We start from the raw sequence: 21,153 nt of genomic DNA, 5'->3' as shown, positions 1-21,153 counted from the left end.
TTTTTTTCGTCCTGCATGGCGCGGCGTTTATGTACGTCTGCGCACGGTCGCGCCTGCGCCCGCCCAGTAAGCTGCCTATGCATATTTTTTTTCTGCAAAGGTCTGGCGAGGCCGGGAGTGTCTATGTTTGTGCCCCTGTTTGTTCCCGTGTTTGCTGCGCGCACGGTCAGCCGCGAGGACGAAGCGGCCGATCTGCCTTTACGTGCGGAATTGTTCAGTGCTGTGCAGATGGCCGTGCACGGCAAGATGCTGGCCAGCCAGCACCGCCTCAGCACGCAAGGCGGCGCGGACCGGCTGCTAGTGCGGCTGGCGCAGAACGCCACGCTGATCGATGCCACCTGCAACGAGCTGACGGCTGCCGTCAAGCAGGGCCGCCAGATCACGCCCGCCTCCGAATGGCTGCTGGATAATTTCTACCTGATCGAAGACCAGATTCGCATTGCCCGCCGCCATTTGCCGCGCAACTACAGCCGCCAGTTGCCCCGCCTCGAAGGCGATGCCTTGCCCGCCTGTCCGCGCGTGTACCGCATCGCGCTGGAAATCATCGCCCATGGCGATGGCCGGGTCGATCCCGAATCGCTGTGCCGCTTTGTGGCGGCGTATCAGGAAGTGGCCAGTTTGCAGCTGGGCGAACTGTGGGCCATCCCCATCATGCTGCGGCTGGCATTGATCGAAAATCTGCGCCGCGTGGCCGTGCGGGTGGCGGATAACCGGCGCCAGCGCGATCTGGCCAACCACTGGGCCGACCAGATGACGCGGGTGGCTGAAAGCAATCCCAGCGGGCTGATACTGCTGGTGGCCGACATGGCGCGTTCCAATCCGCCCATCACCAGCGCCTTTGTGGCCGAACTGGCGCGTCGCCTGCAGGGCCAGAGCCCGGCCCTGACGCTGGCGCTGTCGTGGATTACCCACCGGCTGGCAGAAGCGGGGCAGACCATAGAACAGCAGATCCAGAACGAGATCCAGCAGCAGGCGGCGGAACAGGTGTCGATTGCCAATAGCATCGGCAGCCTGCGCTTTCTTGGCACCATGGACTGGCAGGAGTTTGTCGAAACCATGAGCGTGGTGGAGCAGACCTTGCGGCAGGACCCGGCCGGCGTGTACGCGCAGATGGCGTTTGCCACGCGCGATTTGTATCGCCATGCGATCGAAAAGATCGCCCGTCGCAGCGCCTACACAGAAGGCGAGGTGGCGCAGCACGCGCTGCAACTGGCGCAGGCCTATGGCGGCGAGGCGCGCTACGGCCACGTGGGCTATTACCTGATCGGCGCTGGCGTGGTGCAACTAGAGCGCCAATGCCGCATGCGCCGTCACTGGCCGGAAGCGCTGCAGCAGACCGCGCGCAGCGCGCCGCTGACTACCTATCTGGGCGCCATCGCGGCACTGGCACTGGTGGCCACGGCATGGCTGGTGCAGCAGGCGGCCCAGCATGGCGTGGGGCTGGCATGGCTGCTGTTGACTGCCGTTCTGACCCTGCTGGCCAGTGGGCAGCTGGCACTGGCGCTAGTGAACTGGCTGGCCACGCTGGTGACCCAGCCGCACCCTTTGCCGCGCATGGCGTTGCCGCAGGGGGTACCGGCCGATGCGCGCACGCTGGTGGTGGTGCCGGCGCTGCTGTACAGCAGCGAGAACGTGGCGCAATTGTGCGAACAGCTGGAAGTGCACTTCCTCGCCAATCGCGACCGACATCTGCAATTCTGCCTGCTGACGGATCTGACCGATGCCGATAGCGCCATCCTGCCAGAGGATGCAGCGCTGGTGCAGCAGGCCCAGACCAGCATCGCCCAGCTGAACCGGCAGTACAACTATGCTGGCGACGCTGTGGCTGGTGTCATCGCACCATTTCTGCTGCTGCACCGGCCACGCCTGTGGAATGCGCAGGAGGGCGTGTGGATGGGCTATGAACGCAAGCGGGGCAAACTGCAGGACCTGAACCGCCTGCTGGGCGGAGAGGGCGCAGCAGCGTTCAGTGTGGTCGAGGGGGATACCAGCCGGCTGGCCGAGGTACGTTACGTGATCACGCTCGATAGCGATACCCGTTTGCCGCGCGAAGCGGCACAGCAGATGATTGCCACCATGCTGCATCCGCTTAACCAGCCACGGGTGGATGAGGGCTTGCTACGGGTAGTGGAAGGCTATGGCATTCTGCAGCCGCGCATTGCCGTCAGCGTGCCGGGCGAGCAGGCCTCGCTGTATGAAAAACTGTGTGGCGGCGAACCGGGCATAGACCCGTACACGCGCACCGTGTCGGACGTGTATCAGGATGTGTTCTACGAAGGATCGTTCATCGGCAAAGGCATCTACGATGTGGCCGTGTTCCGGCAAGTGCTCGATGGCCGCCTGCCCGAGAACCGCATCCTCAGTCACGACTTGCTGGAAGGCTGCTACCTGCGTGCAGGTTTGCTCAGCGATGTGCAACTGTATGAAGCTTATCCCTCGCGCTATGGCGACGATGTGCAGCGCCGCCAGCGCTGGATACGGGGCGACTGGCAGGTAGCGGCATGGTTGCGCCGGCGCGTTCCACTACCGTTACCGCGACCGTTGCCAGAGCTGCAGCCCAGCGCGCAACAGGACGTCAGCAACCAAGCCGAGCGCAAACGCGAGCACGTTCGCGGCCGCGAACGCAATCCCCTATCGCTGCTGTCGCGCTGGAAGCTGCTGGATAATCTGCGCCGTAGTGTGACAGCACCGGCGCTGCTGGGGCTCTTGCTGCTGGCATGGCTGGTGCTGCCGCGGCCGTGGCTGTGGACGGGCGCCGTGCTGGCCGTGCTGTTTGCCACCCCGCTGCTGGGGGGGCTGTATGACCTTGCGCGGCGGCCGCGCGATACGCTGTGGCGCCAGCATGTGCGCGCCAGCTTGCGCCGCAGCGGATTGCAGTTTGCCCATGCGCTGCTGATGCTGGTATTTCTGCCCTACGAAGCGTGGTTCAGTCTGGATGCCATTGTGCGCAGTCACTGGCGTCTGCTGGTCTCGCACCAGCATTTGCTAGAGTGGCGCGCCTCCACGCTGGTGGTGCAGGGGAGTGCGGATGGCTGGCGCAGCCTGTGGCTTGCCCCGGCACTGGCTGCGCCGACCTTGCTGGCGATTCTGCTGTGGCAGCCCGCCAGCTTGTGGCCGGCCCTGCTGTTCGTGCCGCTATGGCTGCTGGCACCGGCGGTGGCACAGCGCATCAGCCGCCCGATCGCGCGCCGCAGCGTGACGCTGACGACCGAGCAACGACTGTTTCTGGCGACGCTGGCCCGTCGCACATGGGCTTACTTCGAGCGCTTCGTAGGGCCGGAAGATAACTGGCTACCGCCCGATAATATGCAGGAGCAGCCCGTGCAGGTGGTGGCACATCGTACCTCGCCCACCAACATCGGCATGGCGCTGCTGGCCAGTCTCAGTGCTAGCGATTTTGGCTATCTCACCATTGGGCAGCTGATCGAGCGTAGCGGCAACACGCTCAACACGCTGGACCGGATGGAGCGATATCAAGGCCATTTCTACAACTGGTACGACACGCGCAACCTGCAGCCGCTGCTGCCCATGTATGTGTCCACCGTCGATAGCGGCAATCTGGCCGGTCATCTGCTGACGCTGCAGGCGGGGCTGAGCGGGCTGGCGAGCCAGCCCGTGCTGGGTGCTCGGCTGGTGGAAGGGCTGGTGACAACGGCCACGCTGTTGCAGCAGGCGTGGCGCGAGCAGTATGGGGCGATGGCGGGCGAACTGGCGAGTGTCATGCAGCAGGCGCCCGATGCGGGCGACGGCGCGCAGTTGCGCCGCTGGCTGCTGCGCCTGCAGCAGTTGCTGGGCGGGCTAGATCCGCAGGCCGCGCTGCATGGCGAAACCCTGCTGTGGCATACAGCGCTGCTGCAGCAATGCCGCGCTGCGCTGGCAGAGCTGGCGCTGCTGATGCCGTGGCTGGTGCTGCCGGCCGAAGCGCTGCCGGATAGTGCTCTGCTGCGCGTGCCCACTTTGCGCGAACTGGCCGCGCTGCACGATAGCGTGCGCCATGTGCAGCAGGATGCGCTGGCACCGGCCGAACGTGAACGCCAGTTGCGACTGGCGCAGCTGTGCGCCGAAGCGGCGCAGGCAGCGCAGCAGCGCATCCAGGCACTGGAACTGCTGGCGCAGCGCTGCGCTGCTTTTGCACGGATGGAATACGGCTTCCTGTACAACGCCACCACCCATCTGCTGGCGATAGGCTACAACGTCAGCGAACGGCGGCTCGATAGCAGCTATTACGATCTGCTGGCGTCGGAAGTGCGGCTGGCCAGCTTTGTCGCGATTGCGCAAGGCCAGCTCCCGCAAGAGCATTGGTTTGCGCTGGGGCGCCAGCTGTGCATCGTGGCGGGCCAGCCTGTGCTGCTGTCGTGGAGTGGTTCGATGTTCGAATACCTGATGCCGCTGCTGGTGATGCCCAGCTATCCCGACACGCTGCTGGACCAGACCTACAGGGCCGTGATCGCCGCGCAGATTGATTATGGCCGCCGGCGCAACGTGCCGTGGGGGATTTCGGAATCGGGCTATAACATGGTCGACGCTAGCCTGAATTACCAGTACCGTGCGTTCGGCGTGCCGGGGCTGGGCCTGAAGCGGGGTCTCGGCGATGACCTGGTGGTAGCGCCGTATGCCAGTATGCTGGGGCTGATGGTGCAGCCGGAGGCGGCATGCACCAATCTGCAGAAACTGGCGGCGCTCGGCTATCTGGGACGCTATGGCTTCTACGAGGCCATCGACTACACGGCCGCGCGGCTGCCACGCGGGCAGACGGCGGCAGTGATCCGTTCCTTTATGGTGCACCATCAAGGTATGGGGCTGCTGGCGCTGGCCTACTTGCTGCACGAGCGTCCTATGCAGCGCCGCTTCGAGGCCGACCCGCTGCTGCAATCGACCCTGCTGGTGCTGCAGGAGCGCAGCCCGCAACTGGGCGCCTTCTATTCCAATACCACCGAGCAGGCGGCCTTGCGCTCGGGTGTGGTCGAGCAGAGTATGCCGATGCGCATACTCAAGCAGCATAGCAGTGCCGTGCCGGAAACCCAGCTACTGTCGAACGGGCGCTATCACGTCATGGTGACCAATGCGGGTGGCAGCTACAGCCGCTGGAAGGATATGGCCGTGACGCGCTGGCGCGAAGACAGTACGCGCGACCACTGGGGCAATTTCTGCTATGTGCGCGACCTCGCCGATGGCCGCTACTGGTCCACTACCTATCAGCCTACGCTGGTGGAGCCGCGCCGCTATGAAGTGATTTTCTCGGAAGGACGGGCGGAGTTCCGCCGTAGCGACCGCGGCATCGATCTGTACACGGAAATCGTGGTGTCGCCGGAAGACGATATCGAATTGCGCCGTACCCGTATTACCAATCAGTCGGAGCAGGTGCGTACGCTGGAAGTGACCAGCTATGCGGAAGTGGCGCTGGCACCGGCGGCGGCCGATGCTGCCCATCCGGCGTTCAGCAAGCTGTTTGTGCAGAGCGAGATACTGCATGGCGAGAACGCCATACTGTGTACGCGCCGCCCGCGCGGGCCGCATGACCCGACACCGTGGCTGCTGCATGCGATGATGGTCCATGATGGTGTGGTCAGCGCCGTCTCGTTCGAAACGGACAGGGCGCGCTTCCTCGGACGTGGCCGCAGCGCGCTCGATCCGGCCGCGCTGGCAGGCGATGCGACACTCAGTGGTGCGGCAGGCTCGGTACTCGATCCCGTGGTGGCGATACGCCAGACCATTACTCTGCAGCCCGACCAGACGGTGATCGTCGATATCGTCACCGGCATGTGCGAACAGCGCGACGCGGCGCTTCACCTGATCGACAAATATCAGGATCGCCACCTAGCCGACCGCGTGTTCGAACTGGCATGGACGCATAGTCAGGTGGTGCTGCGCCAGCTCAATGCCAGCGAGGCCGATGCGCAACTGTATGCGCGGCTGGCGAATGCCGTGATCTATCCGCACGCATCGCTGCGTGCCGATGCTGCGGTGCTGATGCGTAACCAGCGCGGCCAGTCCGGCCTGTGGGCGTATGCAATTTCCGGCGACCTGCCCATTGTGCTGCTGCAGATCCGCGATCCGGCCAATATCGAACTGGCGCGCCAGATGGTGCAGGCGCACGCCTACTGGCGCCTGAAAGGGCTGGTGGTGGATCTGGTGATCTGGTACGAAGACCAGAGCGGCTATCGCCAGCTACTGCATGACCAGATCATGGGGCTGATCGCTTCCGGTATCGATGCACAGGCGATCGATCGGCCCGGTGGCATCTTCGTGCGACTGGTCGACCAGATCGCCAACGAAGACCGCATCCTGCTGCAGTCGGTAGCGCGCGCCATTCTCAGCGATCAGCGCGGCACGCTGGCCGAACAGATCAAGCGCGCCGTCACCCCGCCGTTACGCATGCCGCTGCTGCAGCTGGAAAGCAGCCCGGCCTATGCCGAAGCATTGCCAGCCTATGCGGAAGCGCCATTGCCGGAGCGGCTACTGCTGGCCAATGGCATGGGCGGCTTCAGTGCGGACGGACGCGAATACGTGATCGTCAGCGATGCCGGCCAGCGCACGCCGGCACCATGGTCGAATGTGCTGGCCAATCCCCAGTTCGGTAGCGTGATCTCGGAAAGCGGACAGGCCTATAGCTGGCACGAAAATGCGCACGAATTCCGCCTGACGCCATGGCATAACGATCCGGTCAGCGATAGCAGCGGCGAAGCGTTCTATATCCGCGACGAGCACAGCGGCCAGTTCTGGTCGCCCACGCCGCTACCGGCACCGGCTGCAGGGCGCTATGTGACGCGCCATGGTTTTGGTTACAGCAGCTTCGAACACAGCACGGCAGGCATCGCCAGCACGCTGACCACCTTCGTCGCCATCGATGCGCCGATACGTTACACCCTGCTGAAAGTGAGAAATCTGTCTGCTGTCAGTCGCAGGCTGTCGCTGGCAGCCTATGTGGAATGGGTGCTGGGGGATATGCGCGCCAAGTCCGGCATGCATGTGCTGACCGAGGTAGATGGCGCCAGTGGCGCACTGTTTGCACGCAATCCCTACAACACCGAGTTCACCGGCAGGGTAGCGTTCTTCAACTGTGATGCCGCGCTGCGCAGCCACACGGCCGACCGTAGTGAATTCATCGGCCGCAACGGCACGCTGGCGGCACCGGCTGCCATGCGGCGCCTGCGACTGTCCGGCCGCACGGGCGCCGGGCTGGATGCCTGTGCGGCGCTGATGGTGCCGCTCGAACTACTGCCCGGGCAGGAACGCGAAGTAGTGTTCGTACTCGGTGTGGCAGGGCGGCGCAATGCCGATGCCAGTACGCTGGTGCAGAAGCATCGCAGTGCGGCGGCCGCCTATGAAGCGCTGGACGCCGTACAGGCCTACTGGCAGGCCACGCTGGATGCGGTACAGATCCGCACGCCGGAGCCGGAACTCGATGTGCTGGTCAATGGCTGGCTGATGTACCAGACCATTGCCTGCCGTATGTGGGCGCGCAGCGGCTACTACCAGTCCGGCGGCGCATTCGGCTTTCGCGACCAGTTACAGGACGCCATGGCCACCATCCACACCCGTCCGGTACTACTGCGCGAACAATTGCTGCTGTGCGCGGCGCACCAGTTCTTGGAAGGCGATGTGCAGCACTGGTGGCACCCGCCGTCCGACCGTGGCGTACGTACCCACTGCTCGGACGACTATCTGTGGCTGCCGCTGGCGGCCGCGCGCTATGTGCAGGCGACTGGCGATCTGGCTGTGCTGGAGGAGCTGCAGCCGTATCTGGAGGGGCGTGCCGTCAAGCCGGAGGAAGATTCCTATTACGACCTGCCGCTGCGCTCGGCCCAGCAGGGCACGCTGTACGAGCACTGCCAGCGCGCCATACGCCATGGCTGGCGACTGGGGGCGCATGAGCTGCCGCTGATCGGTTCCTGCGACTGGAACGATGGCATGGACAAGGTGGGCGAGCAGGGGAAGGGCGAAAGCATCTGGCTGGCTTTCTTCCAGTGCGAAGTGCTGCAGCGTTTTGCCGAAGTGGCCGAGCTACGGCAGGATGCCATCTTTGCGGCCGAATGCCGTACCCGTGCCCGCGCGCTGGCCGCTGCCGTCGAACAGCATGGCTGGGATGGCGAGTGGTACCGGCGCGCCTATTTCGATGACGGCACGCCGCTGGGTTCGCACCTGAACGAAGAATGCCAGATCGATTCGATCTCGCAGAGCTGGGGCGTGCTGTCCGGTGCGGCCGATGCCACCCGCGCACGCGCTGCCATGGCGCAGGTGAACCAGCGGCTGGTGCGGCGCGAGGATGGCATCATCCAGCTGCTGCAGCCACCGTTCGACAAGGATGGGCCGAATCCCGGCTACATCCGTGGCTATGTGCCGGGCGTGCGCGAGAACGGCGGCCAGTACACCCATGCCGCCATCTGGACGGCGATGGCGTTTGCCCGTCTCGATGAAACGGCGCTGGCATGGGAACTGGCGCGCATGATCAATCCGCTGCGCCACACGGCGACGCCGCAAGCCATGCAGCGCTATCGGGTGGAACCGTATGTGGTGACGGCCGACGTGTATGCCGTGCCGCCCCACGTGGGACGGGGCGGCTGGAGCTGGTACACGGGATCGTCAGGCTGGATGTATCGGCTGCTGGTGGAAGCGCTACTGGGATTGCGGCGCAGCGGTAATCAGCTGGAACTGGCGCCGCGCATGCCGCCCGAATGGGCGAATTTCGAACTGGTCTACCGTTTTGGTGCGGCACGCTATGTGATCCGCGTGCAGCGCAGCCAGTCGGCAGACTGGCTGCTGGTACAGGATGGGGTACGGCTGGCGGGGCTGCAGATCACGCTGGAAGACCAGCCGCTCACGCATACGCTGGATCTGTACGTGCCCCGTGCTACCGAAAGATCAGGCGCCTAGTGCGGCGCCAGCGCCCATCAGTGTGGCCACGCCGAGGATGGCGAATACCAGTGCCGCAATGCCGTGCACCAGTTTCAGCGAAACGCGGTTGGCGATCTTATCGCCCAGATATACGGCCGGTACATTGGCCAGCATCATGCCGAAGGTGGTGCCGCACACCACTGCCACCAGACTGTGATAGCGCGCAGCCAGCGCCACCGTAGCTACCTGCGTCTTGTCGCCCATTTCGGCGACGAAGAAGGCGATCAGCGTGGTGAGGAATACGCCGTACTTCGCCAGCGGCATATCGTCTTCGTCGATCTTGTCCGGTATCAGCGTCCATACGGCCATGGCGATGAAGGAGAGACCCAGTACCCAGCGCAGAATATCGGGGCCTAGCAGGCCGGTAATCCAGCTACCGATGGCGGCAGCGAATGCGTGGTTGGCGATGGTGGCGACAAAAATCGCTGCCACGATGGGTAAGGGGCGGCGGAACTTCGCGGCCAGACAGAAGGCCAGTAACTGGGTTTTGTCACCGATCTCGGCGAGGGCGACGATGCCGGTGGAAATGAGGAAAGCTTCCATGATGTTCCTGCTTGAATAGTGGGGCGCATCTTAACATGGGGCTGTGCTATTCTGCTGCGCGCTCCGGTCATTTAGGATGAAACCCATGCAACTCAAGAAGACTCTCAAAACCCTCGCGGCGCTGCTGCTGTCCGCCGGTTCCATGCTTGGTGTGGCCCATGCCGATCCGCTGAGCTATGCGCGCTACGATCAGGTGCGCACTAGCGACCTGCATCTGGATCTGAAAGCGGACTTTGGCCGCCACACCCTGTCCGGCTATGCCGAGCTGACGCTGAACTGGCTAGATAAATCGGCCCGCTCGCTGGTGCTCGATACCAGCGAACTGAATATCGCCCGCGTGCAGTTGCTGCACCCTTCCGGTCGCTGGCAGGCCGCATCGTACATGCTGGATAAGCCGGACGCTGAAAAAGGTCGCGCGTTGCGCATCGCCGTGCCGTTCCAGCCGCACAAAGTGCGCATTTACTACCGCACGGCGCCGTCGGCGACTGCGCTGCAGTGGATGTCGCCGCAGCAGACCATGTCCGGCAAGCGTCCGTTCATGTTTAGCCAGTCCGAATCCATCCATGCCCGCTCGTGGGTGCCGCTGCAGGATACGCCGGCCGTGCGCTTTACCTACAGCGCCCGCATCGCCGCGCCGGAAGGACTGCGCGTGGTGATGAGCGCAGCCAACGACCAGCAATCGCATGGCGTGGGCGGCTGGAAGTTCAGCATGGCGCAGCCTATCCCTTCCTACCTGCTGGCGATTGCCATCGGCGAAATCGAAGTGCGCAATCTGGGCCCCCGTTCCGCCGTGTATGCGGAGCCGGCGCGTATCGATGCGGCGGCTTTCGAACTGGCTGATACGGAGCAGATGATCAGCGCTGCGGAGGAACTGTATGGCCCGTATCGCTGGGAGCGTTACGACATGCTGGTGCTGCCGCCATCCTTCCCCATCGGCGGCATGGAGAATCCGCGCCTGACCTTTGTCACGCCCACCATGATCGCCGGTGACCGCAGTCTGGTTGACCTGATCGCCCATGAACTGGCGCACTCGTGGTCGGGCAATCTGGTCACCAATGCCACCTGGAAGCACTTCTGGCTGAACGAGGGCTTTACCAACTACGTCACCACGCGGGTGGTGGAAAAACTGTATGGCGCCGAAGTGGCGCAGATGAATCTGCAGGTGGAGCAGGAAGAAGCCATGGCCTCGCTGGCTGCTATCCCGCCCGCCAGACAGGCGCTGGTGACGCGTGATGCCGATACGGGATCGGCCACCTATACGGATACGGAACTGGTCTACCCCAAAGGCGCATGGCTGCTGCGTACGCTGGAACAGCGCGCCGGCCGCAGCGTGTTCGATCCTTTCCTGCGCGGCTGGTTCGATCAGCATGCCTTCCAGTCGGTGCGCACGGAGGAATTTGTCAGCTATCTCAAGACCCATCTGCTGGCCGCCCATCCGCAAGTAATGAGTGCAGCAGAACTGGACGAATGGCTGTATGGCGCCGGCATACCGGCCAGCGCGCAGCATGAAGCGTCGCCAAGGTTAGCTGCACTGGATAGCCAGCGCAGCGCTTGGCTGCAAGGCACGCTGGCCACGGCCGATCTGCCCGCACAAGGCTGGATCGCGCTGGAATGGATGCACTTCCTGAACGATATCGATGGCAAGGCCACGGCCAGCCAGTTGCAGGAACTCGATCAGCGCTTTGCTCTGGCCAAGAGCGGCAATAATGAAATCGCCTACCGCTTCTACCTGTCGTCGATCAAGGCTGGCTACAACGTACGCGCGCCGCTGCAGGCCTTCCTGCTCAGCGTAGGACGGCAGAAATTCGTCGTGCCGCTCTACACGGCGCTGCTGAAAAATCCCGCTGAACGCGAATGGGCCAGAGCCCTGTACGCGCAGGCCCGCCCGCACTATCATCCGGTAACCCAAAGCTCGGTCGATAAACAATTCAAGAAACCATGATGCTGAAAATGACTCCTACTCTGGGCGCCGCGCTGGTGGCGCTGGCACTGTCCCACCATGCACTGGCCGCCGCGCCGCTCACCGATAGCGCGCCAGTCAGTGCAAGCCCTGCGCCGGCGGCGGTGCCTGCCCCTGTGCCAGCGTTCGATCTGGCCGCCGATGTGCAGCGCATTCTGAAGACCTTCGATGTGCCGGGCATGGCGGTGGCCATCGTCAAGGATGGCAAGGTGGTGGCTGCGAACGGTTACGGTGTGCGCAAACTGGGCGAGGCCACGCCAGTCGATGGCAATACCCTGTTCGAAATCGCTTCCAACTCCAAAGCCTTTACGGCGGCGGCGCTGGCGCAACTGGTGGATGATGGCAAGCTGGCATGGGACGATCCTGTCACCAAGCATCTGCCGGATTTCCAGATGCACGACTCGTATGTGACGGGCGTGATGACCGTGCGCGATCTGCTGACCCACCGCAGCGGTCTGGGTCTGGGCGCGGGCGATCTGCTGTGGTGGCCCACCACCAGTTTCAGCACGGATGAAATCATCGCCCGGCTGCGCTATGTGAAACCGGCCACCAGCTTCCGCAACAACTACGCCTATGACAATCTGCTCTACATCGTAGCGGGCAAGATCATTGCGCAGAAGTCCGGCAAGCCCTGGGGCGCGGCGGTGCGCGAGCGCATCCTCACCCCGCTGGGCATGCAGGACACCACCACCAGCGTGGACGCCATGCGGGCGGCCAGCAACCACTCTGCACCACACAGCAAGATCAACGACAAGATCAGTGTGGTCAAACCCATGCAGGTGGAGAACGCCATCGGCGCGGTGGGGATTAATACCAGCGCGAGCGATATCGCCCGCTGGATGACCATGCTGCTCAACGATGGCAAGCTGGAAGATGGTCGCCAGATCATCAGCAGCAAGCAGATAGGCGAGATGTGGACCGAGCAGACGCCGATGCGTATCCGTACGCCCAAGCCGGCGCTGGCTGCCACCAAGCCTAACTTCGCCGGCTACGGTCTGGGCTTCAGTCTGCGCGATTACAAGGGCCGCAAGATCGCCATGCATGGCGGCGCACTGCAAGGCTTCTATTCGACTGTGCTGATGGTACCGGAAGAAAAACTCGGTATCGCCATCCTGACCAATGCAGAAAATAGTCCCGCCATGGCCGCGCTGTACTGGCGCATACTGGACCAGTATCTGAACGTGCCGGCCAGCGACTGGATCACGCTGTATGCGGAACAGGAAGCGGCCGCGCATAAGGAAGAACTGGAACGGCAGGGCAAGGAAAGCGCGGCACGTGCCGCCAAGTCGTCGCCGTCGCTGCCGCTGGCTGCCTATGAAGGCGAGTACGAGGATGCGTGGTACGGCAAGGTCAGCATCCGGCGCGAAGGCCGCAAGCAGATCATGCGCTTTAGCCGCACGCCCGATCTGGAAGGCGAACTCGAACACTTCCAGCACGATACTTTTATCGTGCGCTGGAAAGAGCGTAACTTCAATGCCGATGCCTATGTGAGTTTTGCGCTCAATCCCGATGCCAGCATCGAGCGCATGAAGATGGCGCCCGTATCGACCGAGACGGATTTCAGTTTCGATTTCCGTGATCTGAGTTTTACGCCGGTGGTAGTACCGAAAGCGAAGTAACTCAGAGCTGGGTTTCCACCCGGTTGCGGCCCTGGCTCTTGGCGCGGTACAGGGCCAGATCGGCCGAGTGGAACAGGTCGTCGAGCGCGGCGTGCGGGCCATGTGCCACCGCCACGCCGAAGCTGGCCGTAACGCGCAGGATGTAGCCATCGCTGAGCGTGAGCGGTTCCTGTTCGATCGCCACACGCAGGCGCTCGGCCAGCGCGCGTGCCGCTTCCAGCCCGCAGTAGCTGGGCATGACGACGAATTCCTCGCCGCCGTAGCGCGCCAGTATCTCGCCATCGCGCAGGGTGGCGCGTACCACTTCGGCGATGCGGATCAGCACCTGATCGCCGGCATCGTGGCCATAGCAGTCGTTGACGGATTTGAAGTGGTCGATATCGAACAGAATCACGGCCAGCGATTCGTCTTTTTCCCGTGCGCCGCGCAGGCGCAGATTGCCGGCCGTAGCAAAGGCGCGCCGGTTCAGGATGCCGGTCAGGTAATCGGTATCGGCGCGGGTCTTGAGTTCTTCGATCAGACGGGCCCGTTCCTGCTCCAGCCGCTGGCGCTCCAGACTGTTTTCGCGCAGGGTGGCCAGTGCGCGCAGCATGTCGCCGATTTCATCCTGGCGCCGGCTGATGCGCGAGGGCGGCGTGTAGTCGCCATTGCCGAGCCGGACGACGGCGCGGGTAGCACGCAGCAGCGGCGTTACCACCCGCAGCCGGACGATCATCAGCAGCACCACCAGTACCAGCAGGATGGCAGCACCGTTCAGCAGGGCCCAGCTCAGTTCATGGCGAGCAAGCTGGAATTCGGCCCGTGCCTGATGCTGTGCCTCCTGCATCAGCGCATCGCGCACAGCCAGTATCGGTGCCATGGTGGGCACGTAGCGCTGGGCAAACTGCGCCGTGTCCATGCTGTAGTGCTGCCCCGTGCTGCTGGCATGCTCCACTTCGCCGATGATGTGCTGACCCGTTTCGAAATAGTCGCTATCCATGCGCGCGACAGCGGCCTTGATGCGCACCGCCTGATCGGCGTCGTTGTTGGCCATCTTGATCAGCTGGCGTAACTGCTCAAGCCGGCCGCGCAGGAACTGCAGCTCCTGCTGCTGGGCGGTGCTGAGCGCCTGCCCCGTCGCCAGCGGCACGGTCAGGGTGGAGCCTAAGCGGCCGGCGTACTCGCGCAGTTCCACGGCAAGGCGGGCCTTGACCAGCACGCGGGTGATGCGCGGATAGGCCTGTTCGGAGGCACGCGTGGCTTCGGTGACGGCATCGAGCGCCAGTGGCACCAGCGCATACATGCGTTCGACGGCGGTGTGCAGTTGCACCGGCGTACGGCTGCCCGGAGGCTGGGCGGCCAGCTGATCGACATTGCGGCGTGCTTCGCGCAGCGCCAGTTCCAGTGCACCCAGCTGGCCGGCCGGGGTGGCATGGTATTCGGTGAGCTGCAACTGGAGCTGGCGCAGGGCGCTATTGGTATCGTTGCGGGCGGCGCGCAGGCGCTCCTGTTTGGCGGCAGCGGCGGGGTGGCCGTCGCCCATCACGGCATTGCTGGGGCCACGTTCGAACGACAGTTTCTCTGCGGCCCGCATGGAGGCTTCCACCAGCTGCAGTGCCTGCAAGCCCTGTTCGGCTGCCTGATACTGGCGCCATTCACTCCAGAGGGAACGGCCCTGCACGCCACACACCAGCAGCGCCAGAATGGCGCTAATCAGGGTGAAAAGTCGGGTGAGTCGCATTGTGGCTTGCCTGAATGTTTTTTTGCTAGTTAGCAATATGCCACAAACTGCCTCGTTCTGGGGCAAATCTGCGTGCAAGTGCGCTAATCTCGGCGGCTAATGGTAGGATGTCGGCCTCACGTTGTCCGGCGCAGCCGTCGACGATGTAAAGCTTGTCAGTTTATTAAATGAAGGATGAATAAGATGTCTATGCAACGAGTTATGCTGCGCTCCAAGCTGCACCGCGTGACGGTAACCCAGGCCGACCTGCACTACGAAGGTTCCTGCGGTATCGATCAGGATCTGCTGGAAGCGGCGGATATCTGGGTGAACGAGAAGATCGAACTGTACAACGTCAATAATGGCGAACGTTTCTCCACCTATGCGATTCCGGGCCTGCGCGGCACGGGCGAGATTTCGCTCAATGGCGCCGCCGCACGTCGCGCCCAGCTGGGCGATCTGCTGATCATCTGCACCTATGCACCGATGACGGAAGAGCAGGCCAAAGACTACAAACCGAAGGTCGTGTTCGTCGATGACAAGAACAAGATCAAAGGCATGAAAGCCTAAGCGCAGTTTTACTGGCGCCCGATGGTTAAACGGGGCAGGCCGCGATTTCTAGTGAAATCGTTGCCTGCCCCGTTTGTTTTGCAGCGGTTCTGTGTTGCGCTTATTTGTCGATGCCGTCGCTGCGCAGCAGCTGCGACATGTATTGCGGCGTGATGCCGAGGAAGGATGCCACCACCTTCTGCGAGATGCGCTGCTCCAGTCCCGGATATTCGCGCCGGAACGCGGCCAGCCGGCCCTGTGCGGGCGAAGCATTGATGCACATGCGGCGCGCCTGTTCCATGATGCTGCACTCGGACACTTTCAGATAGTAGTCGCGCAGCATGCTATTGGTTTCGCGCATGGCCGTGTAGGCGGCCCAGTCCAGCTTGAAACCATGGACGGCCGTTTCGGCTACCACGAAATGCTGGGCCGGCAAGCCATCGCGCGCGCGCAGCAGGTCGTCGTGCGACGCGGCCGGTTCGCCATCGGTTACAAAGTGCAGCGTGACTTCGGCGCCCGCTTCCGTGATGAAGCCGGTACGCGCTACGCCGCTGTGCAGCCAGTACAGATTCTGCGCCACCGTGCCTATGCGTTGCAGAAATTCGCCTTTGCGGAAACTGACGGGAGTAGCCAGCGGAGCCAGCAGTGCGGTGACCTCATCGTACATAGCGGGTGTAACTTTGTAACGCTGGGAGGTGATGTCACGGTATTTCGCGCGGTGATCGATGAATGCCTGGCTCATTTTGATGTCGTTTTATTCCGGCGCGCAATGCGGCCTATCATGGGAGCCGAAAGTGTAAACCTTTTTTACGGTCTGTAGCGCAATTTTCATTGTATTTCGGAATTAAAATTAGAGAGATACTTCAGATTTAAACTAGTTGAACGCCACGTAAACACCCCATTTTCATAGGTAAAACCTGCCTAAAATGGGCTAAATTGTGAGACCTTGTCAAAAATGGTTGCAACATCGCAACATGCCCGATTTCTGATCTAGCACTCTGTACTCCGACTACAAAAAATTGCAAATTAAGCATGAGAATCCTGCTGTTGTTTAACTGTCAGTGACCATTGTTTTGCCAGTTACTTTGTGGCGCGGAAATAGTTTCTGCGATACATTTGCCTAACAGGTAATGCAAATCAACACGCTGTAAAAAGAAGCTGTAGCTAACCTCGGGGACACGAGTAATGAGCACGAATACGGGTTTCGAAAGCAGAGTTGTGATCCCGCTGGGTCTGGCTGGCGCAGGCGCGGCCGGCACTATCGTGGCAGGCTGGTCGCGCTGGGGCTGGTACACGGTGCTGTGGGGCGCTGTCCTGTTAGGGCTGGCCATCTGGAGCGTGCTGCGCGATCAGTCCGGCACGACCGGGACGGCGGGCGGCTCGGCCAGCGTCGAGCAGTATCTGCAGTCACGCGAACAGTTCGGTGATGCCGTGCTGCCGGTGTGGTGCCGGCATATCGAAAATTCCCGCAGCCAGATGGAAGAAGCCGTGTCCGATCTGGCTTCCCGTTTCTCGAATATCGTCGACCGCCTCGATACGGCGGTACATGTTTCCAGCCATGACAATGCACGCGATGGTCAGGGCATGACGGAAATCTTCAGCCGTAGCGAAACCCAGTTAGGTTCGGTCGTAGGCTCGATGAAATCTGCCTTCGAATCGAAGCAGGCCATGCTGGCCCAGATCAAGGATCTGGAACGCTTTACGCGCGAGTTGCGCGATATGGCCGAAGGGGTGGCCAGCATCGCTGCCCAGACCAATCTGCTGGCGCTGAATGCGGCCATCGAAGCGGCCCGTGCCGGCCCTGCCGGACGCGGCTTCGCGGTGGTCGCGCAGGAAGTGCGCCATCTGTCCAGCCGCTCGGCCGAGACGGGCAAAAACATCGCCAACCGCGTCGGCCTGATCAGCAGCGCCATCCTCGCTGCCAGCGAAGCGGCCGATCGTACGGCCGCACAGGAAAACAGTTCCATGCAGTCGGCCGAAGCCATCATTGAAAGCGTGCTGCACGATTTCCGCAGCATGACCGATGCGCTGGTCGATTCTTCCGAACAGCTCAAGCACGAGAGCGTAGGCATACAGGGCGAGGTAGGCGAAGCACTGGTACAGCTGCAGTTCCAGGATCGGGTGAGTCAGGTGCTGGCACACGTGCGGGAGAATATCGAGCGCCTGCCGTTACTGCTGCGCGAGCACCGCGATCGCTACCACGCTGCCCAGATACTCGAGCCTATGGATGCCCAGCCCCTGCTGCGCGAGTTACAGAAAACCTATGCCATGGCCGAAGAACACGCCGTGCATGGCGGCTCCAGCCGCGCCAAGCCGGCCGCTGCTGCCGCCGATGAAATCACCTTCTTCTGATTCGTAACCGGAGTAGAAAGACTATGGCAAAAACTATTATGGTGGTCGATGATTCGGCCTCGCTGCGGCAGGTAGTAGGCATCGCCCTGAAAGGTGCGGGCTATGACGTGATCGAAGGACGCGATGGCGCCGACGCGCTATCCAAGTGCACCGGCCAGAAAATCCATCTGGTGGTGTGCGATGTGAACATGCCGAATATGGACGGGATTACTTTTGTGCGCGAGTTCAAGGCACTGCCTAATTACCGTTTCACGCCGGTGATCATGCTGACGACCGAATCGCAGGAAAGCAAGAAGGAAGAAGGCAAGGCAGCGGGCGCCAAGGCATGGGTGGTGAAGCCGTTCAAGCCGGAAGTGCTGCTGGGCGCTGTTGCCAAACTGGTTCTGCCTTGAAGCGCGGGAGGATGCCATGTCCGAAACCCCTGCTGCACAGGATGGCGCAGGCCATCTGGCGCTCGAAGGCGAGCTGACGATTTACCATGCGGCCGAAGTCAAGCAGCAGGTGCTGGCGGCGCTGCGCGCCGGCCCCGTGCTGGAGCTGGATCTGGCTGGCGTAACGGAGCTGGATACGGCCGGCCTGCAAGTGCTGATGCTGGCCAAGCAGACCGCGCAGGCTGAACAGCGCGAACTGCGACTGGTGCAGCACAGCCCTGCCGTGGTGGAGATTTTCCAGATGCTCGATCTGGGTGCTTTTTTTGGTGATGCATTACTCATACACGCTTGACGCATAAAGACTGATCTTACGTTCCATCTGTTCTGAGGGCATGCCATGAATCTGGATGAAGCACTACAGACGTTTATTACCGAGAGCCGCGAACTGCTGGAGGAAATGGAGAACGCGCTGCTGAACGTCGATCTGGCTGGCGATCAGAGCGAAGCGATCAACGCGATCTTCCGCGCTGCCCATACCATCAAGGGTTCCGCCGGTCTGTTCAGCCTCGATCACATCGTGGCCTTCACCCATGTGGTGGAAAGCCTGCTCGATGGCGTGCGCGATGGCACCGTGGCGCTGAATGACGAAATGATCGTGCTGCTGCTGTCCTGCTGCGATTATCTGTCCGAGCTGACCGATGCCCTCGCGGCGGGCCGGATGGAGGCCGATCCCGATATGGCGCCGCAGGGCGAAATGCTGCTGGCCCAGTTGCGCCGCCACATGGATGGCGAGACGGCAGACGGCGCTGCGGAAGCGGCACTGGTGCTGCCTGCCGAGCCGGACGTGGAGCGTATCGATCAGGAGCCCGGGCATAGCGATTACTGGCATATCTCGCTGCGCTTCGGACGCGAAGTGCTGCAGAATGGCATGGACCCGATTGCCTTCCTGCGCTATCTGACCAAGCTGGGACGCATTGTCGGCATTGCCACCGTGCCCGATGCGATGCCGCCAGCCGACGAAATGGATGCGGAACAGTGCTACCTCGGCTTCGAAATCGCCTTCGATAGCAATGCCGATCGCGAAGCGATAGCCGGCGTGTTCGAGTTCGTACAGGACGATGCCGAGATCCGCATCATTCCGCCCCATAGCAAGGTGTCGCACTACGTCGATCTGATCCGTGCTTTGCCGGAGCAGGGCGCAAGGCTGGGCGAGATCCTCGTACGCTGCGGTAGTGTCACCGCGCAGGAACTGGCGGGCGCCTTGCAGCAGCAATCGGAGCGCAGCGAGGCGGAAGTGCCGCAGCAGCTGGGCAGCATCCTCGTCGATGGCGGCAACGTGCCGCCCGTGGTGGTAGAAGCAGCGCTGGCCAAGCAGCGACAGGTGAGCGAACAGAAGGCGCAGGAAAGCCGTTCGATCCGGGTCGATTCCGACAAGCTTGATAGGCTGATCGATCTGGTGGGCGAGCTGATCATCGCCGGTGCCCGCACCAGCATGGTGGGCCAGCATCTGCAGAACAGCGAACTGCAGGAATGTACGTCGGCGCTTTCAGGCTTAGTAGAAGAAGTGCGCGACGCCGCGCTGGAACTGCGCATGGTGAAGATCGGCGCCACCTTCAACCGCTTCCAGCGCGTGGTGCACGATGTGGCGCGCGAACTGGGCAAGGATATCGGCCTGATTGTCGATGGCGAAGATACCGAACTGGATAAGACGGTAGTGGAAAAGATCGGCGACCCGCTGCTGCATCTGGTACGCAACGCCATGGATCACGGGATCGAAGCAGCCGGCCAGCGGCTGGCCAACGGCAAGCCGGCCAAGGGCATGATCAAGCTGAATGCCTTCCATGAATCGGGCAGCATCGTGATACAGGTCAGCGACGATGGCGGTGGCCTGCGCAAGGACAGGATACTGGCCAAGGCGATCGAACGGGGGCTGATCGATCCCGAACGCAAGCTGTCGGACAGTGAAATCTACAACCTGATTTTCGAAGCGGGTTTCTCCACCGCGGAAAAGATCACCAACCTGTCCGGCCGCGGGGTGGGCATGGATGTGGTCAAGCGCAATATTCAGGCGCTGCGCGGCAGCGTCGATATCAGCAGCGAAGAAGGCAAGGGTACTACCGTGACGGTACGCCTGCCGCTGACGCTGGCCATCATCGACGGCTTCCTCGTGCAGGTGGGCAGCTCGGTGTTTGTTATCCCGCTCGACATGATCGAGGAGTGCATCGAATATGCCACCGAACCGGGGCAGGACTACTGCAATCTGCGCGGGCAGGTGCTGCCTTTCGTACGGCTGCGCGAACTGTTCCGGCTGGGCGGCGCCGCGACAAGGCGCGAAAGCATCGTGGTGCTCAAACTGGGCAACCAGCGTGCCGGTCTGGTGGTCGATACCTTGCTGGGCGAATTCCAGACCGTGATCAAGCCACTCAGCCCGCTGTTCAGCGAAGTGCGCTGCATCAGCGGCTCGACCATCCTGGGGAGCGGCGAAGTGGCACTGATACTCGATGTGGCAGCGCTGATGCAGTCCGTCAGCAGCAAGGGCACGGCGATACTGGCCGCCTGAATCAGGAAAGGACACCATGAATATTGTTGCGACTTCCCCTGTATCCGATCTGGCACCGCAGGCCGTTACCTATGGCAGTAGCGCTATCGTGGCACTGCAGTCCGGTGCCGCGTTGCCCAGCCAGTTCCTGACCTTCATGCTGGGCGAGGAGCAGTACGCTATCGGCATCCTGCACATCAAGGAGATCATCGAATATGGCAGTCTGGCCACCGTGCCCATGATGCCGCCCTGTGTGCGCGGGGTGATCAATCTGCGGGGCGCGGTAGTGCCTGTGCTGGATCTGTCGGCCCGCTTCGGCCGTGCGCCCAGCGTGATCGGCAAGCGTAGCTGCATCGTCATCGTCGAAGTCGCCAGTGGCGACGAGGAAGACAAGCAGGTGCTAGGCATGCTGGTCGATGCCGTCAATGCGGTGGTGGAGATTGCCGCCAGCGATATCGAAGCTGCACCCACTTTCGGCACCCGCATCCGGCCCGACTTCATCGCCGGCATCGGCAAATATAACGGCAAATTCGTTATCCTGCTCGACATCGAACATGTGATGTCGAGCGAGGAAATCATCGAACTGACGCGTGGCAGTGTGGCCACGCATCTGTCCTGAGGAGCGG

Annotated in this window: 12 protein-coding genes; 9 read left to right on the top strand and 3 right to left on the bottom strand. The window is 62.3% G+C overall.

The annotated features are described in order from the left end of the window. Window positions 1–123: 123 nt before the first annotated feature. Complete coding sequence (locus ABNT42_RS17040; RefSeq protein WP_348698956.1) at window positions 124–8,874, top strand: glucoamylase family protein; 8,751 nt, start codon at window positions 124–126, stop codon at window positions 8,872–8,874. Here ABNT42_RS17040 and ABNT42_RS17035 read toward each other — a convergent pair. Next, entirely contained in the window at window positions 8,863–9,438 is a 576-nt protein-coding gene (locus tag ABNT42_RS17035; protein WP_348698955.1) for a TMEM165/GDT1 family protein, read from the bottom strand. The two genes, ABNT42_RS17040 and ABNT42_RS17035, sit on opposite strands and share 12 nt — an antisense overlap. Window positions 9,439–9,523: 85 nt before the next feature. On the opposite strand from ABNT42_RS17035, the gene ABNT42_RS17030 reads away from it, so the two are divergent. Then, on the top strand, window positions 9,524–11,380 hold the full coding sequence (locus ABNT42_RS17030) for a M1 family metallopeptidase (RefSeq protein ID WP_348698953.1): 1,857 nt from the start codon (window positions 9,524–9,526) through the stop codon (window positions 11,378–11,380). Further along, on the top strand, window positions 11,380–13,017 hold the full coding sequence (locus ABNT42_RS17025) for a serine hydrolase (RefSeq protein WP_348698951.1): 1,638 nt from the start codon (window positions 11,380–11,382) through the stop codon (window positions 13,015–13,017). The genes ABNT42_RS17030 and ABNT42_RS17025 overlap by 1 nt, the downstream gene beginning before the upstream one ends. A gap of 1 nt (window position 13,018) precedes the next feature. Here the strand turns inward: ABNT42_RS17025 and ABNT42_RS17020 are convergent, their stop codons facing one another. Beyond that, a complete protein-coding gene (locus ABNT42_RS17020) occupies window positions 13,019–14,737 on the bottom strand; it encodes a sensor domain-containing diguanylate cyclase (protein WP_348698949.1) in 1,719 nt (572 codons plus the stop codon). Between the two features lie 189 nt (window positions 14,738–14,926). On the opposite strand from ABNT42_RS17020, the gene panD reads away from it, so the two are divergent. Continuing rightward, window positions 14,927–15,286 carry an aspartate 1-decarboxylase gene (panD, locus tag ABNT42_RS17015; protein WP_155436685.1) on the top strand — a complete coding sequence of 120 codons (360 nt, stop codon included), beginning with the start codon at window positions 14,927–14,929 and terminating at the stop codon, window positions 15,284–15,286. A 100-nt stretch (window positions 15,287–15,386) separates the two neighbouring features. Here panD and ABNT42_RS17010 read toward each other — a convergent pair whose 3' ends face one another. Continuing rightward, a complete protein-coding gene (locus ABNT42_RS17010; protein ID WP_348698947.1) occupies window positions 15,387–16,007 on the bottom strand; it encodes a Crp/Fnr family transcriptional regulator in 621 nt (206 codons plus the stop codon). 443 nt (window positions 16,008–16,450) lie between these two features. Here ABNT42_RS17010 and ABNT42_RS17005 point away from each other — a divergent pair, with 443 nt between their 5' ends. Genes ABNT42_RS17005 through ABNT42_RS16985 form a run of 5 tightly spaced genes read left to right on the top strand, consistent with a single transcriptional unit; the run spans window position 16,451 to window position 21,146 of the window. After that, window positions 16,451–17,617, top strand: coding sequence for a methyl-accepting chemotaxis protein (locus ABNT42_RS17005; protein ID WP_348698945.1), 1,167 nt, complete (start codon window positions 16,451–16,453; stop codon window positions 17,615–17,617). A 23-nt stretch (window positions 17,618–17,640) separates the two neighbouring features. After that, a complete protein-coding gene (locus ABNT42_RS17000) occupies window positions 17,641–18,009 on the top strand; it encodes a response regulator (RefSeq protein WP_161040858.1) in 369 nt (122 codons plus the stop codon). 16 nt (window positions 18,010–18,025) lie between these two features. Beyond that, a complete protein-coding gene (locus ABNT42_RS16995) occupies window positions 18,026–18,340 on the top strand; it encodes an STAS domain-containing protein (protein ID WP_348698942.1) in 315 nt (104 codons plus the stop codon). 45 nt (window positions 18,341–18,385) lie between these two features. Further along, window positions 18,386–20,548 (top strand): chemotaxis protein CheA, encoded by a 2,163-nt coding sequence (locus ABNT42_RS16990; RefSeq protein ID WP_348698941.1) that lies wholly within the window; start codon window positions 18,386–18,388, stop codon window positions 20,546–20,548. A gap of 16 nt (window positions 20,549–20,564) precedes the next feature. Then, window positions 20,565–21,146 (top strand): chemotaxis protein CheW, encoded by a 582-nt coding sequence (locus ABNT42_RS16985; protein ID WP_348698939.1) that lies wholly within the window; start codon window positions 20,565–20,567, stop codon window positions 21,144–21,146. Window positions 21,147–21,153 lie beyond the last annotated feature (7 nt).

Origin of the sequence: Duganella fentianensis, assembly GCF_964031615.1 — a bacterium.
Classification (GTDB): domain Bacteria; phylum Pseudomonadota; class Gammaproteobacteria; order Burkholderiales; family Burkholderiaceae_D; genus Rugamonas; species Rugamonas fentianensis_A.
This window is presented reverse-complemented; position numbering and strand designations above follow the sequence as displayed.

Coding starts and splice junctions, on each gene's coding strand:
- ABNT42_RS17035 (WP_348698955.1), bottom strand. CDS start 9,438: ATGGAAGCTTTCCTCATTTCCACCGGCATCGTCGCCCTCGCCGAGATC.
- ABNT42_RS16995 (WP_348698942.1), top strand. CDS start 18,026: ATGTCCGAAACCCCTGCTGCACAGGATGGCGCAGGCCATCTGGCGCTC.
- ABNT42_RS17030 (WP_348698953.1), top strand. CDS start 9,524: ATGCAACTCAAGAAGACTCTCAAAACCCTCGCGGCGCTGCTGCTGTCC.
- ABNT42_RS17000 (WP_161040858.1), top strand. CDS start 17,641: ATGGCAAAAACTATTATGGTGGTCGATGATTCGGCCTCGCTGCGGCAG.
- ABNT42_RS16990 (WP_348698941.1), top strand. CDS start 18,386: ATGAATCTGGATGAAGCACTACAGACGTTTATTACCGAGAGCCGCGAA.
- ABNT42_RS17025 (WP_348698951.1), top strand. CDS start 11,380: ATGCTGAAAATGACTCCTACTCTGGGCGCCGCGCTGGTGGCGCTGGCA.
- panD (WP_155436685.1), top strand. CDS start 14,927: ATGCAACGAGTTATGCTGCGCTCCAAGCTGCACCGCGTGACGGTAACC.
- ABNT42_RS17040 (WP_348698956.1), top strand. CDS start 124: ATGTTTGTGCCCCTGTTTGTTCCCGTGTTTGCTGCGCGCACGGTCAGC.
- ABNT42_RS17005 (WP_348698945.1), top strand. CDS start 16,451: ATGAGCACGAATACGGGTTTCGAAAGCAGAGTTGTGATCCCGCTGGGT.
- ABNT42_RS16985 (WP_348698939.1), top strand. CDS start 20,565: ATGAATATTGTTGCGACTTCCCCTGTATCCGATCTGGCACCGCAGGCC.
- ABNT42_RS17010 (WP_348698947.1), bottom strand. CDS start 16,007: ATGAGCCAGGCATTCATCGATCACCGCGCGAAATACCGTGACATCACC.
- ABNT42_RS17020 (WP_348698949.1), bottom strand. CDS start 14,737: ATGCGACTCACCCGACTTTTCACCCTGATTAGCGCCATTCTGGCGCTG.